This window comes from Gordonia sp. G4 (assembly GCF_057770005.1).
In genome coordinates this window covers 1,747,954-1,764,470 of the sequence record NZ_CM173442.1, presented here as the reverse complement: position 1 = coordinate 1,764,470, position 16,517 = coordinate 1,747,954, and the positions used below count along the sequence as shown (strand labels likewise).

Here is a 16,517-nt window from a genome sequence, read left to right as displayed (position 1 = left end):
GAACGCCTCGGTCGCGGTCAGTCGTCGCTGTTGTCCCCGACGACGCGCAGGCGCGAATCGGCCGACGGCTTGCTGTCACTCAGGCCGGCCGCGATGACGTCCGGCGGGTCCTTGGGCAGGCCCTGCTGCTCACGCAGCACCTTGATCAGCTCGTTGACCACCGTGACCGAGTCACTCGACAGCCCGGCCAGACGGAATGCCGCCAGTTGGACGTTCGTGTCGGCCTGCAACCGCATCAGGTCGATCTCGTCGCGGGTGCGCTGCGCCGCCCGATCCTCGAGGAAATAGTGCACGTCGACCCCGAAAGCGGCCGCGATGCCCTCGACCGTGCGGAACGACGGGGACTTGGCCTTCCCCGATCGCAACTGGCTCAGATACGACTCGCCCAGCCGGAATCCCCGTTCGGTCGATCGTGCCGCGATCGCTTTCGCGCTGTACGCCCGGCCGTTCGGCCCCGGAACAGTGCGGAACAGCTCTTCGAGCCGCCGGGCGAAGAGCCCGGGGTCGAGAGCATCCGTGTCCGTGGTCTTCGAACGATCGGTGTCAGTGCGTCCGGTGTCGCCCATAGGCTTCTCCGCCCCTCCTGAAGTCATGACACTCTTCTCCGAAATGCAAAATTTGAATTTGCAAGCATTAAAGCCCGCTGTACACGGCCATTGCAACGATCGGTACGATCAGAAAGTACCGGACCGCCGCACTCGGCGCGTATCACCTGTGAAGATGGTGTAACGATCGATAGTGTGGCGTTCTTCACATTCTTGGGGGTCATGGGTTGCAGACACGGATCCGGCGGGTGAACATCTGGCTCCGACCCGGAGCGGGCGGCGGTCTGCCCCGCAGTGTCGGCGGCGCTCTCTGTCCCCATCGACTGTACGCCTGACGCCATGACCCACCGTCTCCCTTCCGGCCCCAATGCCGGCAGCAGGCCACGCGGCCTCGCCGTCCTCTTGGTCGTCATCGCCGCGATCGCTTTCATCGCTCTGGCGCCCGGTGTCGCGTCGCCCGCGCCGTCGGACCCCGGCGCGTCCGGGTCCGACTCGGCCGGTTCCGCCGACACGGATGCCGACACCGACACGGACACCGATGCGGACACCGACGTCGACGCCACCGACGACGAGGACTCCACCGACACCGACGAACCCGGCGGCTCGGCGACCACGGATGATCCCGAGACCACCGATCCCGAAGACACCGACGAGCCCTCGTTGCCGTCGTTCCCCTCGGGATGCGAGTGCGGACCGACGCCGACGACCGGCACATCGGACCCGACGACGGAGACCACCGAGACGACCGAGACCAGCGAGACCAGCGAAACGACCGAGACCAGCGACACGACGACAACAACGACGACCGACGATCCGGACCCGACGAGCACCGAGCCCACGAGCACCGAGCCGCAGACCTCGTCCGGGAGCGACGGCGAGGGCGGCGTCACCGTCAGCCGCACCCGCGAGCCGGAGGCCGCCACGCCGACCTCCGACGACGACGCAGGCGGGTCCGATCCAGCAGGGGCACCCGCGGAATCCGGGCCCGCGAGCGGCGACGTGCCGTCGGTTGCGCCACCGAGCGGCGGCGGGTCCGCGGGGTCGTCCGGAACGCCTCCGTCCTCGGGTCCGGCGGGCGAGTCGAGGGCCGACCGCCCTTCTTCCGACGACACCGACGATTCGCAGACGGTCGCCGGTGCGCAGGAACCGCCGGCGGGTCCACCTCAGGCGTCGACCGGTACTTCGGATGGTTCGACGTTGACGTCGGTGCGGAAGTTCGTCCTCGGGGTGGCGCCGGGCGCGCTGCTCCTGCTGGGTGCCGTCGCCCTGTTCGGCAGCGGGTCGTTCCTCGACTCGTTACGGTCGATGCGTCCCTGAGTCGTTCCCTGCTGGTTCGTTCCCTGCTGGTTCGTTCCCGGCCGGTTCGTTCTCGGTTCAGCCCCGGTGGTGTCCGCCGGTGTCGACGGCAGCCCGGGCCGGAGCCGGCGCAACGGGTGACCATTCGAGTAGATCCCGCTCGTGGGGCACCTGCGCGGCCGCGCCGTCGGACATCCACTCGCGCAGGACCTTGGTGGCGCGCACATCGTCTTCGTTGTACTCGAGAAGGCGCTGACGCTGGCCATCGTCGGGACGTCCACCGCCGAGCGCAACGGCCGCCCGGTACCACTCCATCGACGCCTCCCCGCTCGCGTCGTCGTCGCGCCAGGAGAATCCTGCCACCGGCGCCACCCGTTTCAGTCCTTTGCCGCGGGGACAGATGAAGTTCTCGCCGACGGCCTCGTAGATGTCCACCCATTCCGACGATCCGATGAAGGCCTGGACCTCGGCACGAGCGGGGATGCCCGGTTCACCCGCGAAGCGGTCGGCCGACCCCAGAAGCCACCGGTTCTCCGCCTGTTGGGAGTAGCAGTAGGCCGCGAACGTCTTGCCGGCGTCTCGCGCAGCATCCCGTTGCGCCATCAGCCAACCCCAGAACTCGGCGAAGGACCGTGCCTCGTCGCGGGTGGGCAGCGGATCCCAGGTGACGAACGGGCGATACTCGACGGGCACCGACTCATCGGTGGTGTCCGTGAGCAGTGTTCCCCACAGATACGCGCCGTGCTCGCCGTAGCTCTCCATGTCGACGTCGATCTCGACATCCGCGCGGTGGACCCGGGGCGAGTCGACGCGACGCACGAGCTCGGTGCCTGTGAGCCAGGCGATCGCATTGATGATCGCGTCCCCGAACCGGACTCCGCCCGGCCATCCCTCCGGCGGTGCCCCGCGCTGCGCGGCGAGCTGATCGATCGTCGTGATCCCCGCGTCGATCAGCACCGCTCCCTGGTTGCCGGTCGCCACGAGACTGACGTCGCGCTTCTCCTCCAACTCGGGTCCGCAGCGAACCCACCACGGACACGAGCGGCATTCGCTGATCCGGCGGGGCTCGGTCGGGATCTCCCCCGCCGCGACCGCGAGCCGGCGCTCGAGGATCGCCGAGTAGTCCTCGAGCATGGCTCCGGTGTCCAGGACGACGATGCAGTCGGCGTCCACGCCGATCACGCCGCCGCGCAGATCCGCCGAGTCGGTCGACGACGCCCTGCCGAGCTCGACGAGCATGGCGGTCAACTGTGCCAGCCGGAGGTTGTCCCGACGATTCGGCCGGCCGGTCCGATAGGGATCGGGACTCGGCGCCCACGTCCAGAACGGACTGGTCACCAGGGTGGCCGGACGTCCGTCCGGGTCCGGAGCCGACTTCGCCGGCTGGCTGACGCGGTGGTTGACGACGATGACCGGGACGTATCCCTCGCCGACCCGGACCAGCAGCTCGGAGTGGCCGCGCCGCCCGTGCACCTCGTCGACGGGGAGCGTCGCGTTCCAGATCCACTCGGCACCGTCGTCGCAGGCTCGAAGCGTCGCCGCGACGCGGTCCGATGCGCTCGCGTCGGGGTCGACGACCACGAACACGCCGGGCTGGTCGCTGTGCACGCCGCGAAGCAGTTCGCGGACCGCGGCGCGGTGATCGGCGGCGGCCTCCTTACGACGCTGCACACCCGGCGGGTCGGGCTCCTCGGCAGGACGTCTGCTGTGGGCGAAGTCGAGAGCCACTCGGTGCTCGCAACCAGCGAGGTCGCGCGGCGACAACACGACAGGGGCCACGCCATCCCTTTCTGGGCTCGAGCGGAGGAGACACGTGGTCGGATACAACCACATGTCATGCTTGTACTTGTTATCACGCGCACCTGACGCCGGGAGCGAAGCGAGCGGGGCCACAGAAGTGCGGCGCCGTGGGCGGGCGAGCCAGCCGGTCGACCGGCGCCGGGAGCGGAACGGGAGCGGGCCGGGGGTCGACTGCGGTCTACTCGGCAGCAGCGAAAGGGCATTCGATGGGATTGTTCTCCTCCGACGGTACGACTCGTGCGCAGCGCAAGGCAGAGGCCAAGGCTCTCAAGGCGAAAGCCAAGCTGGAGGCGAAGTTCGATGCCAAGTCGCGGCGCAAGGAGCAGAAGGCTCGTCGCAAGAACGAGCACAAGTACTTCAAGAAGGAGATGAAGGCCGAGCGCAAGACCGCCAAGCAGCTCGCCAAGTCCCAGACGAAGGTGAGCAAGGCCGAGGCGAAGAAGTTCGCCGTCGAGGCGCAAGCAGCTGCCGACGCGAAGGCGCTCAGCCCGGCCAGCGTGAAGCGCTACCTCACCGTCGCGCGGCTCGTGGCACCGATCGCCGCACCGGTCGTCTACCGGGCCGCAGTCGCCGGACGTGAGCAGCTCTCGACGCTGCAGGCCAACCGCGCGGGGGTCTCACCGGAAGTGTTGCGCCAGTTCAGCGGTCACGGCGCCAGCCTGTCCGCACGGATCGCCACCACCCGCACTGCCCTGGAGAAGGTCGTCGCGCAGGACACCAGTGCCGATGCCAAGGACTTCGTCGCGGCGATGACCAAGCGCCTCGACAACCTCGACATCGCGGTGCAGACCGCCGAGACGATGTCGGCCGGTCAGCGCCGCACCGCCCACAAGTCCATCGCCGACGAGCTCGAAGCGGTCGACGCCGACATCCTCGCCCGGCTCGGCGTCCGTTCCTGACGCGAGTCCCCTGCGGGCTCTGCAGGCACCGCCCAGGGGCCACGACCCTCGTCGGGTGAGGGTGCCGACCCACTAGGATGGGCCCGAACGGGCCGCGCGGCGGAGCAGTCGCCGAGCGCATGCCGGACACTTGCGAGGGAGCACCGTATGACCGAGCCGGATCCGAATGTCACGCCGTCCGGCGGTGACCCGAACCGCGACGAGCAGGCACTGTTCCCGATCGCCACACCTGGCGATCCGAACGCCGACGCGCCGGCCTCGGCACCCTCACCCGAGAAGCCGGTAGCGAAGAAGGCGGCCGAGAAGACGCCGGCGAAGAAAGCCACGCCGGAGACAGCGGCCGCGGAGTCGGGCGGCGACAAGCTCCCGCCGAAGAAGGCCGCGAAGAAGACATCCCCGACCAAGGCGCCGGCCAAGAAGAGCCCGGCGAAGAAGGCAGCCGGCGTCGCACCGGCGAAGAAGTCGACGGCCAAGAAGGCGCCGGCGAAGAAGGCACCACCGAAGTCGGCCCCGCCCGTGCCGGAAACGCAGGCGCCGACTCCCGAACCCGAGGCGCCGCAGGTGTCGGCCCCGGTGTCATCGTCGAGTCTGCCGGTGACCCGCTCCCCGGAGCCGGCCTCCACGGCTCCGGCCGCCACGCCGCCCGCACCGACGTCTGAGCCCGCACACCCGCCGGTCGACGTGGTCGCCGAATCCGACGCCGCCCGTGCGACTTTCGCTCAGTTGCGCTCGGGCTCCCCGACCGAACCCCCGACCACCAATCTGACGCCCGCATTCGCGGGGCTGGCGGCCGCGGTCGCCCTGATCGTCTTCGTCGTGTTACGCCGAATCCTGCGCTGACGGACCGCCGGCCGGTGACGCGGTGTCCGTACCGTGGGCCGGGGTCGAATCCGTTGCATCCGAGCCGGTTCGCGTCCGATGGTCGGTGACGCGGGCGAGGATCGCCGCCGCGACGTCGTCGGGGTGGGCCTCCGGTAACCAGTGGTCGGCGCCGGGCAGCACGATGAACTCGTAGTTCGCCTCGACCCAGCCCGAGCACAACCGGGCCGCGGCCGGGCCGATCGCGATGTCGGCGTCGCCCCACACGAACGTGGTCGGGACCCGCACCGGTCGTGGCGTGCTTCGCTTGTCCGGCAGGAACATCGCGCGGTACCACCCCAGCGCGCCGGGCAGTGCGCCGGAGTCGCCGATCTCGGTCGCGACCCGCGACGCGAACGGTTGCGGGAGTCCCATCCGCTCACCGAAATCCGGCTGCGTCCGCATCGCCGCGCCGAGGAGTTTCTCGGGCAGCACCGGGACCTGGAATGCGGCCATGTACCAGGAGCGGAAGATCTGGCCGTGGGGCATGGCGCGCAGGAACGCCCCGGGGTGGGGCACGGACAACGCGGTGAGCGTTGCGACCCGGTCGGGATGGTTCGCCGCGACCGTCCACCCGACGATCGCACCCCAGTCATGGCCGACGATGTGAGCTCGTCCGATGCCGGCGGCGTCGAGCAGGGCGACCACGTCGGCCGCGAGCTCCCCCTGGACGTAGTCACGTCTCCGTGTGGGCCGGGCGCCGGGCGAATAGCCGCGCTGGTCCGGTGCCAGCGTCCGGAACCCGTTGTGGTGCAACGTCGGCGCGACCAGCTCCCAGCACGAGGCCCGCTGGGGGAACCCGTGCAGCAGTACGATCGGTTCACCGTCGGCCGGCCCCGCATCGGTGACATCGAAGGTGAAGGGCCCGCGATCGAACCGGGTGAGGCGTGTCGTCATCGATGACCTTTCGTATCCGTTCACACGTGGACCGTTCACACCATTGCGAGTACGCGCGCCGGACCGCCGGTTCCGCCGGCGAACCTCGGGGCGCCGACGATCACGGTCGAGCCCTGCGGCGGAACCGCTTCCAGGTTCGCCATCGCCTCGACGGCGTACCGCCCGCTGCCGAGGATCGCGGTGTGGGCACCGGTGGCGCCGCGGACGTCGACGCTGAGCGTGTCGGTCCCGATGGCCACCACTCCCCGCTCGGTCACGAGCATGCCGACCGCGGCGGATGAGTAACCAGCGGCGTCCGCGCCACCGGTTCGCGGCTGCCACCCGGTGTGCAGCGCGACCAGCGCGCCGCGGGGAATCCGCCCGTGTCTCGACTCCCAGTCCTCGACATCGCGTTCGGTCAACTCGGCCCGCCGGTCTCGGCGTGCCCTGGACTCGATACTGATCACCGCGAGAGGCGCTACGAGGTCGGCCGGATCGATGCGGTCGACGGTGATCCCGCCCCCGATCTTGTGGGCGGGCGCATCGACATGGGTGCCGGTGTGCTCGGCGAACGAGACCCAGTTGGTCGCGAAGCCCGAATTCCCCGCCCGCACACGGGATGTCGGCACGGTGACCATCGGCGGGTTGCCCGGCCACACCGGGAACGTCGGTGAGAGTGTGTGGGTGAGGTCGACGATCCGCCCGGCGGATGCGTCACCCGGCGCTCCGCGAGAGGGAGCTGCCAGTCCGGCTCCCGCGGCCACCGAGGCCGAGATCCCCGTCGCCACCCCGGCAGCCACCCGCAGTGCCGTACGACGAGACATCCGGCGCGCTTCCTCGTGTACGTGCTCGACGATCGCGTCGTCGCACATGCCTCAGCCGTTCCAGCGCACACGCAGGATGCGATCCGAACCTTCGCCGTCGCTGGTCGTCAGGACGAGTGAGCCGTCGGGCGCGACGGCCACCCCGCGCAGGCGGCCGTGCGCGTCCTTCAAGGCCTCGGTCTCCGAGACCACGCGTCGCCCGTCGTCGGAGAGCTTCATGAACACCAGTCGCTTGCCCTTGAGTGCCGTGAGCACGAGACCGCCGCTGTACGCGCCCCAGCCGGTCTCGGGCAGGAAGGCGATGCCCGGCAGGGCTATCGTCGTGTCGCCCGAGCTCCACACCGGGCCGATCGCACCCGGGACCCGGACCGGATCGGTCATCGGCACCGATTCGTCGTAGATCACCGGCAGACGATCGGGTTTGTACCCGTAGTTGCCCCCGGCGACGATGCGGTTGAGCTCGTCGTCGCGGGTCGTCCCCTGCTCGATGGCGTACACGCGGCCCGTGCCGGGCTGGACGGCAACGCCCTGGACGTTGCGGTGCCCGAGGCTGTAGATCGGACTCCGCGGGTTCGGATTGCCCGGAGCCGGGGTGCCGTCGAGCCTGATGTGCAACACCTTGCCGCCCAGCGAGGTACGAGACTGCGGAATCCACGGAGTGGCGTTGTCGCCGGTTCCGATCCACAGACCGTCGGCGGTCGCCGCCAGCCCGCAACCGCCGTGGCGTCCCGACGAGTTGACCGGAATCCCGCTCAGCACCGTGCGTTCGCGGGCCATCTGGGTCCAGTCGGAGCCGACCCGCCAGGACACGACCTTGATGGTCTGCCCGGTCTGCGGGAACTCGATCGGGATGTTCGACAACGACCCTGGCGCACCCGGAGCACCGGGCACGGTCGCCTCCGCCTGGCAGGAGTACACGCGGCGGGTCTGTGCGAAACGCGGATCGATGGCGAGTCCCATCAGCCCCGACTCGCCTTCGGCGAAGATGCGCGACAGGTCGGCGCGGACGTTCACGCGTTGTCCTCCCGGGCGCACCGCGACGAACCGTCCCGACCGCTCGCCGGTCAACACGGTCCCGTCGGGAGCGACCACGACGCCCCACGGGATGCTCAGCCCGTCGGCGACGGTCGTCACCTGGAGGGCCGGTGCCGCATCGGCGGCGGGCGCGGACACCAGCGTCCCGACGAGGGCTGCCGACACTGCCGCGGTCAGCACCCCCAGACGCGTCCGGCGGGATCGGGTCACGGGGTCTCTGCGCATGCGGGGGCTCCGGGTCACGGGGCTACCGTAACCACGCTCACACCGATCGGGCAGGACAATCGGCTCACTCGGGGGGCGGGAGGCGCCGCCGGGCGCTAACGGCCGGGCAGGTACTTCAGCGCGCGGACAGCGGCCGGGGTGATGGCGCGGTAGATGTTCGTCGGGACCACCGGCATGCGGTCGATGCCGATGAAGCGCTGTTCGGCGATGGTCTGCGGCTCGGTGTACTTCAGCAGGCCCTCGTCGCCGTGGCGGCGTCCCACCCCGGAGATGCCCATGCCACCCATCGGGGCCGCCGTCGACGCCCACGCCGCCGCATAGCCCTCGTTGATGTTCACCGTCCCGGCCCGGAGTTGCTCGGCGACCTCCTGCGCCTCAGCGCTGCTACCGGCGAAGACGCTCGCGTTGAGGCCGTAGTCGGTGTCGTTGGCGAGTTTGATCGCCTCGTCGGTGGAGTCGACGGGGTAGACGGAGACGACGGGTCCGAAGGTCTCGTTCCCGAAACACACCATGTCGTCGGTGACGTCGGTGAGGACCGTCGGCTCGAAGAAGAAGGGGCCCAGGTCGGCTCGTCGTTTCCCGCCGGCCAGCACCTTCGCGCCCTTGGCGACCGCATCCTCGACGTGCGCCTCGGCGGTGTCGACCTGGGCGGCCGAGGCCAGCGAGCCCATGTCGGCGCTGAAATCGTAGGAGGCCGACAGCTTCATCGTCGACACATGGGCGGCGAACCGCTCGGCGAAGTCGTCGGCGATCTTCTTGTCGACGTAGATCCGTTCGATCGAGATGCACAGCTGCCCGGAGTTGGAGAACGACGCGCGCGCCGCACCCCGGACGGCGTTGGCGATGTCCGCACTCGCGGTGACGACCATCGGGTTCTTGCCGCCGAGCTCCGCCGAGAAACCGATGAGCCGACGCCCCGCCTGCTCGGCGAGGGTCGCCCCGGTCTCCGAGGAGCCGGTGAACATCACATAGTCGGTGGTGGCCATGATCGCCTGTCCGACAACCCCGCCCGGGCCGGGCACCACGGCGTACAGCTCGCGCGGCAGGCCCGCCTCGTACAGCAACTCGGCCAGGGCCAGTGCGCAGTACGGGGTCTGGCTGTCCGGCTTGATGACCACGCCGTTGCCGGCGATGAGCGCCGCCACCGCATCGGACACGGCCAGTGTCAGCGGGTAGTTCCACGGGCTGATGATGCCGACCACGCCCTTGGGCAGGTAGCGCACACGGACGCTGGTCGCACCCGGCAGCATGCCCTTGACCTTGCGGTCGGCGAGCAGCTTGGGTCCGTTCGTCGCGTAGTGCCGCGCGGTGATCGCGACGTCGATGACCTCTTCTTGCGCGTAGATGCGCGCCTTGCCGGTCTCGGCCTGCGCGATGTCCATCAGCGACGCCGCGTTGCGGTGGACCAGCTCGGAGAACCGATCGATGATCGCGGCGCGGTCGGCCGGCGTGCGGGCCGCCCACCCCTGCTGTGCCTGGCGGGCACGGGCGACCGCCACCTCGAGATCCTCGGCGGTGGCGACGGGAATGGTCGCCATCTCCGTCCCGCTGAACGCCTCGAGGACGGGGCGCGTGGGACGACTCGCGGCGTCGTCGATGGCGACGAGCGCACCCAGTCGGGCGAAATAGTCTGCGGTGGGCTTCGGCATGGCGGTGCTCCCTAGCGCTGTCGGGTGTCCGGTGTTCTCTTCGATGGCGATCGCCGTTTCCGGCGATCGGGGTTCTGCCCGGTGTCGGCCTACTGTGGTTCCGGCGCGACGAGCACGATGCCGTCGTCGTCGGAGTAGACGATGTCGCCGGGGGTGAACGTCTCACCGCCGATGCTCAGCGGGACGTCGCGCTCACCGGCGCCGGTCTTGGTCGATTTGCGCGGGTTGGTGCCCAGGGCCTTGACCCCGATCTCCATCCCACCGATGGTCTTGGCGTCGCGGATGGCGCCGTTGACGATGATCCCCACCCAGCCGTTGGACCGGCCGAGTTCGGCGATCAGGTCGCCCACCAGCGCGGTGTGTACCGACGCGTCGCCGTCGACGACGAGCACCCCGCCGGGGTTGGACTCACCGAGAACCGACTTCAGCAGGGCGTTGTCCTGGAAGCATCTGACCGTCGACACCCGTCCGACGAATTCCCGGTTGCCGCCGTACTGCGTGAACTGGGTGTCGCAGCTACGGACATCGGCACCGATCTCGTCGACGAGGTCGGCCGTCGGGGTGAAGGTCAGCTCGCTCATGCCGAACAGTTTAGGTGTAACCGCAAGTAGCTGGTTACTCGCGGGTAGGGATCGATCGGACCCCACGGATGATCTCGGCGACGTCATCCGGGCGCTCGGAGACCAGGAAATGCCTCGCCCGCGGGAGAACGGCGATCTCGCGCGCGCCGAGCACCTCGGCGTATCGCCGTTGCTTCCATTCCCACAACTCGCGCCACCCCGGAAGCCTCGACGACGCCACGACGACGATCACCGGGGCGTCGGGCATCGGCGCGGACCGTCGCAGACTCCGCAGTGTCTGGTTCATCGACCCGAAGGCGGCGTTCTCGACGAGGAGCGCGAGCAGATACGGCGGCTGCCCGAACACGTGGGTGCTCCACCGGCGCTGCTGCTCCCCGCGGCCCTCCGGGGGCGCCGGCACCACGCGGCTCCACACCTGGAAACTCGGCCAGCGACGGATACCGACGCGACTCGTCACCGCACGCGCCGCACCAACCACCCGATGGGCGTTGCCGACCCGGAACGAGAGCGGGACGAGCCGCCACGGGAGCAGCACGAACGACCCGTCGAGCACGACCACACCCGCCGTCCGTTCGGGATATCGCCGCGCGAACGCCTCCACGTACAGCGACGCCAGCGAATGACCCACGACCACAACCGGTTCGTCGACGCCACGCGCATCGAGGACGGCGGCCATCCGTTCCACCTCGCCCAGCAGCGAGGGATGGTGGCCCCGGCCGATGGGATCGGACAGCCCGTAGCCCGGGCGGTCGTAGCGAAGGACCCGCCACGACGAGGACAGCCGCGCGACCAGCGGATCGAGGTCGAACCAGTTGCTCCCGAGCGCCGCCATCAGGAGCAGAGGCGGCCCCGAACCCTCGTCGAGCACGTGGAGACGATGCTCCCCGACCGTCACGAACGTGCCGGGTGTGTCCGGGCCCTCGTCGGGCATCCTCTCGCGCACTCGTCCAGTGTGCCCGGAGGGACCCGGCAGCGTCGGCGGACGATGCGACCGGACGCCACCGACGAGCCTGGTCAGCGATCGTCGTGTGAGTCCAGGCAGATCCGCAGCCGGCGCAACCCGTCCCGGATCCGGGACTTCGTGGTGGGGAGCGGTGTGTCGGTGCGCGCCGCCACCTCGGGATAGGTGAGCCCGCCGAAGTACGACATCTCGAGGCTCCCGCGCTGCAGGTCGGTGAGGTGTCCGAGGCAGGTGCGCACCGCGCTCACCTCTGCCGCCCGGACGACTTCTTCGAGCGGAATGTTCTGCGCACCTTCGGGTTCCGCGTTCCGAGCGCCGTACTCCGACATCCGCTCGGTCTGCATGTTCTCGGAGCGGACCCGGTCGACGGCGCGGCGGTGCGCGATCGTCATCATCCAGGTGATGACCGACCCGCGAGCGGGTTCGTAGTCGGCGGCCCGCTGCCAGTACTGCAGGTAGGCCTCCTGGACCACCTCTTCGGCGTAGTGCCGGTCACGGACCACCCGGACGGCGAGCCCGTAGATCCGGGAACTGGTCAGATCATAGAGACGCGTGAACGATGCGCGGTCTCCTCCGGCGACGGACACCAGAAGATCGCGCAAGAGCTGCGATTCACCCCCGCCCCCGTGGCCCGCTCTCGCGGTTGCGTCGCTCTCCCTCGGCGCCACGGGTTCAGGTGCTGCGCAGCTCTTCGACGACCATTCCGGGCACCTCTCGTCAGACGTAGGGGGTTGATTACTAGGTCGTTCGACCCGATCCCACCGTTACAGATCGTGACCACGTGTAGCTCAAGCGGATGACAGGCGGTCCCCCGGACGGGTTGTGTCCGGCAAGTGCACACGGCGTGACTGTACAGTGCGTATGCACACGATGTCTTGCCGATGTACGGCGGCGGGACAGCCGGGTTTTCCTCCGGTCAGGCGTCCTGTGGTTTCGCGAGCGGGAACGCCAGCGACTCACGGATCGACTGTCCGGTGATGAGCATGACGACCCGGTCGACGCCGACTCCGAGACCGCCTGTCGGGGGCATCGCGTACTCGAGCGCCTGCAGGAAGTCCTCGTCGAGTTCCATGGCCTCGGGGTCGCCGTCGGCCGCCAGGATCGACTGCTCGGTGAGGCGCTTGCGCTGCTCCACCGGATCGGTGAGCTCGGTGTAGGCAGTGCCCAGTTCGACGCCCCAGGCCACGAGATCCCACCGCTCGGCGACGCCCGGCTTGCTCCGGTGCGCGCGCGTGAGGGGAGATGTCGACGTCGGGAAGTCGATGTAGAAGGTCGGGAACGTCGTGCGGTCCTCGCCGAGGTGTTCGTAGAGTTCCAGCACGATCTGCCCGGCGTCCCAGTCCGGGCGGTGGTTGATCTCGAGGCGATCGCACACGGCGCGCAACACCTCGACGGGGGTCTCGGGGGTGATCTCCTCCCCCGCCCCTTCCGAAACCACCTGGTGGACGGTCTTGACCGGCCACTCTCCCGAGATGTCCACGCGCTCTTCGTTTCCGTCGGCGTCGGTCCGCACGATGACCGGCTCCCCGTAGGCGGCGGTCGCCGCCTGCTGGATCATCTCGCGGGTGAGGTCGAGCATCTTGAGGTAATCACTGTGCGCCTCATAGGCTTCGAGGCTGGTGAACTCCGGGTTGTGACTGAAGTCCACGCCCTCGTTGCGGAAGTTGCGGCCGATCTCGAAGACCTTCTCCACACCGCCGACGCAGAGCCGTTTGAGGTAGAGCTCCGGCGCGATGCGCAGGTACAGGTCGAGGTTGTAGGCGTTGATGTGCGTCTGGAACGGGGTTGCGTTGGCACCGCCGTGGATCTGCTGGAGGATCGGTGTCTCGACCTCCAGATACCCACGCGCGGAGAGGAAGTCGCGCAACGACTTCACGACGAGGCTGCGCGTCGCGAGTGATGCCCGGGTCTGCTCGTTGATGGCCAGGTCGACATAGCGCTGGCGGACACGCGCTTCCGGATCGGTGAGGCCGGCCCACTTGTCGGGCAGCGGACGCAGGCACTTGCCGTTGATCCGCCAGGCGTCGATCAGGATCGACAGCTCGCCCTTGCGGCTGGTGCCCACGACGCCGCGCGCCTGGATCAGGTCACCGAGGTCGACGTCGGTGCCGAAGTCGGGAGTTCCCGGGATCACGCGGGAATCCTCGACGAGGACCTGGACCTCGCCGGACCAGTCGTGCACGTCGGCGAACACCACCTTGCCGAAGTCCCGAAGCCGCGTGACGCGGCCGGCGACGGTGACGACGGTCCCTTCGGGTTCGGCCTTGGCCTGCGCGATCGTGTGCGTGGGCCGGTCCGCCGGCGGGTACGGATCGAAGCCCCGTTCGACGAGCCGGTCCATCTTCTCGAGCCGGACGCGGACCTGCTCCGGACGGTGGACGACCGCACCCTCCGGGGTGGCCGCCTCGGCTTCGAGTTCGGCGATGAGGGCGGGGGCGTCGACACCGGGCGGGATCGACGGCTGGCCTTGCGTGTAGTGCTTGGCCCGGCCGAAACGCGGCAGCGTGATGAAGCCCTCGGTCACGATCGCGGCCAGGCCCACCCGGGGCAGGATTCGGCTGTCCTCGAAGCACAGATAGCGCGACTGCCAGTCCGGCAGATACTTCGCATTCGACTTGTACAGCGACTCCATCTGGAAGAACCGCGAGCCGAACATCAGCACCGAGTAACCCATCCGCATCACGGGCCCGGCACCGATCTGGGGCCCCTGCTCGAAGAACGCCCGGAATGCGGCGAAGTTCAGCGATACCTCGGTGATGCCCAACTGTTCGGAGTCGCGGCACAATTCGGCGACCATCGTCTCCACGACGCCGTTGGGCCCGTGCCGGTCGCGACGCATCAGGTCGAGCGAGACCCCACGGCGCCCCCACGGCACGAAGGACAGCATCCCGACGACCCTCTCGTGGGGAGCGCCTTCGTCCATCACCGCCTCGACCAGCAGGCAGTCGCCGTCCGCGGGATCGCCGATGCGCGAGAGCGCCATAGCGAAGCCGCGTTCCTCGTCGGTGTCGCGCCAGTCATCGGCCCGCGCGACGATCTGCGCCATCTCGGTGTCACCGATCTCGGAGTGCCGCCTGATGCGGACATCGACCCCGGCACGCCGGGTGCGTGTCACGGCCTGGCGCACCGCCTTCATCGCGGGCCCGCTGAGGCTGAACTCACGCGTGTGGAGGATGGCCTCGTCGCCGATGTTGAGGGAGACGAAACCGGCGGCGTCGAATGCCGCCGCGCCACGTGGGCTCGACCCCATCGACGCCGGATGCCATCCGTATTTCTCGCAGAGCGTGAGGAATTCGGCGATGGCGTCGGGCCACGACTCGGGGTCGCCGATCGGGTCACCGCCTGCCAGTCCGACGCCGACCTCCACCCGGTAGGTGATGGCCGCGCGGCCGTCGGGCGAGAACACGACGGCCTTGTCGCGACGGGTCGAGAAGTAGGCGAGCGAATCGTCGTCGTTGAACCGCGCGATCAGAGCGCGGATGAGTGCCTCGTCCTCGGCGGTGATGAGCCAGCGCAGCCGCTGTGAACGGAACAACACGATCGCCGCGGCGATCAGCGCCAGCGCCCCGAACAATCCCAGCAACCCGTTGACGAAGAGATGCGTGTGCCGGCCGTCGAACGACGCGTCTTGGTCGATGGCGCCGAAGGCGACCACCCGGTTGAACGCATAGGGCAACCGGTCGCCCCGCGTGAGCGTGTGCGGGAACGCCCACACGAGCGCCCAGCCCAGCAGCGTCGCGATGACCAGGCCGGCGACGAGGGTGCCGAACGCCGCGGGGATCGCTCCCCTGCGGACCCGCGTGTAGAACTGCCGGTACGTGGACAGCAGGAACATCAGCGCGAGAGCGTCAATGAACAGGCCGAGGTAGATGTTGGTGCGGTCCCACGCCGTGACGCCGAGGTCGTCCTCGAGCGACGGCACCAGATAGAGAACGTTGGCCGTCATGAACAGCACGAGGTAGACCACACTGATCCACCAGGCGATCCGCTTGCGTGCGGAGAGCGCGACGGCGATGAGCGCCAGCACGAACGCCCAGGCGAAGCTGGTGTCGGGGAGGGTGATGATGTAGTCGTCGACGTAGCGTCGCGGGTCGTGGATCAGATGCCGGATCGCCGGAAAGAGACTGGACAGCAACGCGATGGCGGCGAGGACACCGACCACGGTGCCGGCGATGTGCGGAGCGCGGGTACCGAACCCGGTCGGTCGCCTGATCTTGTCGAGGAGCGCCAGGGATCGACGATCGGCGGCGGTGGGTGCGCGCGACGTGCCGATGTGACGCTCATCGGGGTTCTCGGGGTCGACCGGCGCGAGGGGGGTGTCGGTGGCCATGCGTAAACGGTAGTCGGGAACATGAGTATGTCCGGGCAGTCCACGCGGATCGGCCATGTCCGGCTCAGATCGTCTCCACGGACCGTTCTCCGGTGCGCGCCCGGCCGAGGTGGCCCCGCCCGCCCGGTACCGGCATGATCGAAGCCGTGTACGACGTGACGATCCGAGACGAGTCCATCCGCCTCGGCCAATTCCTCAAACTCGCCAACCTGATCGAGTCCGGCGCGGAGGCCAAAGAGGTGATCGCCGACGGTCTGGTCAGCGTCAACGACGAGGTGGAGACCAGGCGGGGCCGGCAGCTGGCGATCGGCGACGTGGTGTCCGTCGGCGGGATGAGCGTACGAGTGGTCTCCGGGACCGACGACCTACCCGCTCCTTGATCCGACAGAGCGCAAACCACTGGCACACCCGCTCCGTGATGAGCGAGCCTCCTGCTCCCTGAGGAGCGAGCCTCCTGCTCCCTAATCCGAAAGAACCGCAAAACCACTGCTCCCTGAGGTGCGAGGAGCGATAGCGACGAGCCACGAAGGGCCCGGTGAGACACGTCGCCAACCCTTCGTGGCTCGCTTCGCTCGCACCTCAGGGAGCAGAAAATTCGGCACTCGCACGCGGTTCTTTCGTGATCCACGACGGCCGCC

The 16,517-nt window shown here is 69.0% G+C and carries 14 protein-coding genes; 4 read left to right on the top strand and 10 right to left on the bottom strand.

Going from position 1 to position 16,517, the window contains the following annotated elements; translation table 11 throughout:
- Positions 1-17: 17 nt before the first annotated feature.
- Positions 18-593 (bottom strand): helix-turn-helix transcriptional regulator, encoded by a 576-nt coding sequence (locus AC3B5T_RS07770; RefSeq protein WP_014924902.1) that lies wholly within the window; start codon positions 591-593, stop codon positions 18-20.
- A gap of 291 nt (positions 594-884) precedes the next feature.
- Between AC3B5T_RS07770 and AC3B5T_RS07765 the strand changes: the two genes are divergently transcribed.
- Positions 885-1,862, top strand: a complete 978-nt coding sequence (locus AC3B5T_RS07765) for a hypothetical protein (protein ID WP_010843991.1) — start codon at positions 885-887, stop codon at positions 1,860-1,862.
- A 57-nt stretch (positions 1,863-1,919) separates the two neighbouring features.
- Here AC3B5T_RS07765 and AC3B5T_RS07760 read toward each other — a convergent pair whose 3' ends face one another.
- Positions 1,920-3,620, bottom strand: coding sequence for a TM0106 family RecB-like putative nuclease (locus AC3B5T_RS07760; RefSeq protein WP_035717964.1), 1,701 nt, complete (start codon positions 3,618-3,620; stop codon positions 1,920-1,922).
- A 227-nt stretch (positions 3,621-3,847) separates the two neighbouring features.
- Between AC3B5T_RS07760 and AC3B5T_RS07755 the strand changes: the two genes are divergently transcribed.
- Together AC3B5T_RS07755 and AC3B5T_RS07750 are read left to right on the top strand one after the other, a co-directional pair.
- Positions 3,848-4,540, top strand: a complete 693-nt coding sequence (locus AC3B5T_RS07755) for a DUF6474 family protein (RefSeq protein ID WP_010843993.1) — start codon at positions 3,848-3,850, stop codon at positions 4,538-4,540.
- Positions 4,541-4,687: 147 nt separating this feature from the next.
- Positions 4,688-5,380, top strand: coding sequence for a hypothetical protein (locus AC3B5T_RS07750; RefSeq protein ID WP_010843994.1), 693 nt, complete (start codon positions 4,688-4,690; stop codon positions 5,378-5,380).
- Here the strand turns inward: AC3B5T_RS07750 and AC3B5T_RS07745 are convergent.
- From AC3B5T_RS07745 to lysX, 8 genes are all read right to left on the bottom strand, one after another.
- Positions 5,360-6,295, bottom strand: coding sequence for an alpha/beta fold hydrolase (locus tag AC3B5T_RS07745; RefSeq protein WP_010843995.1), 936 nt, complete (start codon positions 6,293-6,295; stop codon positions 5,360-5,362). The genes AC3B5T_RS07750 and AC3B5T_RS07745 overlap by 21 nt on opposite strands.
- Before the next feature lie 35 nt (positions 6,296-6,330).
- On the bottom strand, positions 6,331-7,146 hold the full coding sequence (locus AC3B5T_RS07740; protein WP_010843996.1) for a cyclase family protein: 816 nt from the start codon (positions 7,144-7,146) through the stop codon (positions 6,331-6,333).
- A 3-nt stretch (positions 7,147-7,149) separates the two neighbouring features.
- Positions 7,150-8,358 (bottom strand): PQQ-dependent sugar dehydrogenase, encoded by a 1,209-nt coding sequence (locus tag AC3B5T_RS07735; protein WP_051129838.1) that lies wholly within the window; start codon positions 8,356-8,358, stop codon positions 7,150-7,152.
- Between the two features lie 95 nt (positions 8,359-8,453).
- Entirely contained in the window at positions 8,454-10,007 is a 1,554-nt protein-coding gene (locus AC3B5T_RS07730; RefSeq protein ID WP_010843998.1) for a succinic semialdehyde dehydrogenase, read from the bottom strand.
- Positions 10,008-10,096: 89 nt separating this feature from the next.
- Entirely contained in the window at positions 10,097-10,588 is a 492-nt protein-coding gene (gene rraA / locus AC3B5T_RS07725) for a ribonuclease E activity regulator RraA (RefSeq protein ID WP_010843999.1), read from the bottom strand.
- Positions 10,589-10,622: 34 nt separating this feature from the next.
- Positions 10,623-11,519 (bottom strand): alpha/beta fold hydrolase, encoded by an 897-nt coding sequence (locus AC3B5T_RS07720; RefSeq protein WP_010844000.1) that lies wholly within the window; start codon positions 11,517-11,519, stop codon positions 10,623-10,625.
- A gap of 83 nt (positions 11,520-11,602) precedes the next feature.
- On the bottom strand, positions 11,603-12,151 hold the full coding sequence (sigK, locus tag AC3B5T_RS07715; protein ID WP_010844001.1) for an ECF RNA polymerase sigma factor SigK: 549 nt from the start codon (positions 12,149-12,151) through the stop codon (positions 11,603-11,605).
- Between the two features lie 314 nt (positions 12,152-12,465).
- Positions 12,466-15,879 (bottom strand): bifunctional lysylphosphatidylglycerol synthetase/lysine--tRNA ligase LysX, encoded by a 3,414-nt coding sequence (lysX, locus tag AC3B5T_RS07710; protein WP_488358493.1) that lies wholly within the window; start codon positions 15,877-15,879, stop codon positions 12,466-12,468.
- Between the two features lie 134 nt (positions 15,880-16,013).
- Here lysX and AC3B5T_RS07705 point away from each other — a divergent pair, with 134 nt between their 5' ends.
- Positions 16,014-16,259 (top strand): RNA-binding S4 domain-containing protein, encoded by a 246-nt coding sequence (locus tag AC3B5T_RS07705; protein WP_010844003.1) that lies wholly within the window; start codon positions 16,014-16,016, stop codon positions 16,257-16,259.
- The last annotated feature ends 258 nt before the right edge of the window (positions 16,260-16,517 follow it).

What these genes read in the sequence shown, in the direction of transcription:
- lysX (WP_488358493.1), bottom strand. Translation starts at nt 15,879, where the DNA reads ATGGCCACCGACACCCCCCTCGCGCCGGTCGACCCCGAGAACCCCGAT.
- AC3B5T_RS07720 (WP_010844000.1), bottom strand. Translation starts at nt 11,519, where the DNA reads ATGCCCGACGAGGGCCCGGACACACCCGGCACGTTCGTGACGGTCGGG.
- AC3B5T_RS07755 (WP_010843993.1), top strand. Translation starts at nt 3,848, where the DNA reads ATGGGATTGTTCTCCTCCGACGGTACGACTCGTGCGCAGCGCAAGGCA.
- AC3B5T_RS07735 (WP_051129838.1), bottom strand. Translation starts at nt 8,358, where the DNA reads ATGCGCAGAGACCCCGTGACCCGATCCCGCCGGACGCGTCTGGGGGTG.
- AC3B5T_RS07740 (WP_010843996.1), bottom strand. Translation starts at nt 7,146, where the DNA reads ATGTGCGACGACGCGATCGTCGAGCACGTACACGAGGAAGCGCGCCGG.
- rraA (WP_010843999.1), bottom strand. Translation starts at nt 10,588, where the DNA reads ATGAGCGAGCTGACCTTCACCCCGACGGCCGACCTCGTCGACGAGATC.
- AC3B5T_RS07750 (WP_010843994.1), top strand. Translation starts at nt 4,688, where the DNA reads ATGACCGAGCCGGATCCGAATGTCACGCCGTCCGGCGGTGACCCGAAC.
- AC3B5T_RS07745 (WP_010843995.1), bottom strand. Translation starts at nt 6,295, where the DNA reads ATGACGACACGCCTCACCCGGTTCGATCGCGGGCCCTTCACCTTCGAT.
- AC3B5T_RS07730 (WP_010843998.1), bottom strand. Translation starts at nt 10,007, where the DNA reads ATGCCGAAGCCCACCGCAGACTATTTCGCCCGACTGGGTGCGCTCGTC.
- AC3B5T_RS07765 (WP_010843991.1), top strand. Translation starts at nt 885, where the DNA reads ATGACCCACCGTCTCCCTTCCGGCCCCAATGCCGGCAGCAGGCCACGC.
- AC3B5T_RS07770 (WP_014924902.1), bottom strand. Translation starts at nt 593, where the DNA reads ATGACTTCAGGAGGGGCGGAGAAGCCTATGGGCGACACCGGACGCACT.
- AC3B5T_RS07705 (WP_010844003.1), top strand. Translation starts at nt 16,014, where the DNA reads ATGATCGAAGCCGTGTACGACGTGACGATCCGAGACGAGTCCATCCGC.